This window comes from Novacetimonas pomaceti, assembly GCF_003207955.1.
Lineage (GTDB): Bacteria > Pseudomonadota > Alphaproteobacteria > Acetobacterales > Acetobacteraceae > Novacetimonas > Novacetimonas pomaceti.
In genome coordinates, this window is the sequence record NZ_NOXG01000075.1 from 1 (window position 1) to 2,186 (window position 2,186).

General features: G+C 48.3%; 1 protein-coding gene. It reads right to left on the minus strand.

The features are described 5' to 3' along the window. Positions 1-60: 60 nt before the first annotated feature. Positions 61-1,932 (minus strand): DUF262 domain-containing protein, encoded by a 1,872-nt coding sequence (locus tag CFR71_RS15530; RefSeq protein ID WP_165832127.1) that lies wholly within the window; start codon positions 1,930-1,932, stop codon positions 61-63. Positions 1,933-2,186 lie beyond the last annotated feature (254 nt).

Here is a 2,186-nt window from a genome sequence, read left to right on the forward strand (position 1 = left end):
CCAGATGGCCAACAGCAACGCCGTCAGAAGGGCGGCATAACAACAACCGGGTATAGCTTATCAAGCCCGCAAAACTGTCCGAACGGACGGGACCACCTCAATTGCGACGATCATTAGGAACTTGGTTACTACTGCAGAATGACTGTAGATCGGCGTACGAGCAGCTTTTTTAACCCAAGCATCCTTGTCTTTAAATTTGTGGCTGAGATACCACCATAGCATGCGTTTAAGACTGTGCAGCGAGACCGCTCCAAGTTCATGGTGCTTTGGGCGATGGGTTTGTTTTGGCCGATGGGCGAGCGGTAAAATCTTCTCGCTTGCAAGTCCCTCGCGCATAATCGTGCGGTAAATTGAATCAATATTTTCCGTCGAGCCGAATGCCCCACGCCATAGCATTGAAAACGCCGTTATCGCGCGAATAGCTGCGGCAAAATCAGCCTTTTTAGACGCTCGAGCTTCACCTTCTGCACGCCTGAAATCATCATAGAAACGCGTCAACGCACCAAGCACGATAGTATGTTTGAGCGCGCGCAACGCGTGAAAGCAAAAGCCTGTTTCATCATCAAAGGTGCCAAAGCCTTCAAGCTGTGTAGCGGCATCTTGCGGCGTCCATGCAGTCCGCATCAGTGTCGCCATATTGGCGAGCGACTCCACCGCGTAGCGCTTATCAATAAGCGAAGGTAGGTTATCAAAATAATCGCGCAGATAACGGCGTTGATCACCAAGATCCTTTTGTAGCCGCTCGCCGGTCTCTGAAAGTGCGTAAGGAATGAGTAATTCTGAGGTTGCCTTCTGACGATCATCGGCTTTCTTGAAATGGTCTAGATATGCCTCAATCCGTGACACACTCTTAAACGAAGGCGTCTCCTGATAACCTGCGAGACCCTCAGCTTCGATAATCTTGGGCTTGAACGTCTCAAAGGCGGTCAACGGTTCACCAGTGGTGTTGAGCGCCTCGAACATATCGAACGCGTCATCTTCCGAACGAGTAGTAACAATGGTTAGCGCCATGCGCATATTGAAATAACGGTGGAACACCATGCTGCGCATCAATGCAGAGAAGATTCCATAAGACTTGTCGTCTGAATGAGAGGTTACGTAGTCCTTAACCGAAACGGGCGCAGGAAACGCCCACAGCGCGCTCATAAACATGTCATTTGGGATGATCTGCTGTAGATCGGGGAATTCGAATTTAGCAGCGTTTTTTCCAGTCAGCTGATTGAGTTTGTTTCTCATATAACGAAAGACGTCGACAATCGTGTCGTGCTGCAGGTCATGATTACCGTCGTCGTCCAAAACCTTATAATTAAAAACCTCTGTCTTCCGCGCCTCGAAATGATTAATATAGCTCCATACCAGTCGCGCTATCGGCGAGCGATATTCAGCTTGACTTCCTTTAGTCGACCACACATCGTCGAAAGCTCGGATCACACGTGGATAATAGCGATAAACCTCCGGCGTGCCGGTCGTCTGATCGATTACAAAGGTATTATATAGTTCGACTTGCGCACGCCGTGCCTGCTGACGCAACCAGTCAAATGCTTCTCCCTTAACATTCTCAATCCGACGCTGTTGCTGGGCAATCTGGTGGTGAAGTGCGACATTCATCATGACTGCAGTGCTGATTCGTTGCTGGCCATCGATCAGTGTCATCACACGCGGAGCAACTTCAGACTGAAAGACCGGTTTCACTGTTACATTTCTGATGTCATGAATCGCAATAATTGTTCCTAAAAAGCTGATCGCATTGCTACGTGTCTCAATATGACGGAGACCATTGATCGCGTCTTCAATCAGACGATCAACATTGTCATAGTCCCAGGCATAAGGACGCTGATAAGCCGGAATATAACATCCCTGACCTGCTGTTTGAAGAAATTGCCAGATATTCTGTGCTGCCGCTGTGAATATCTGATCGATTTGTACGCTCAATGTATCGCTCCAGGTTGAAATTTGCTACTAGTTTAGTATATATATGTATCCATTTTGGTGAATTATTACCACAACTAATTGCTAGCTCAGCCTATTGCCAACCTACATGTCGACAACACTTTTACCTTCGAGCAACGGAATGGCCAACGAGGTCTAGCACTACTTTGGCAGAATGCGTTTTGAGGTCTGGCATAGAAAGTTTCCACAGTGCGGGCATTGCCCGACGGGTGGTCGCAGGATGCGATCAAGAATGG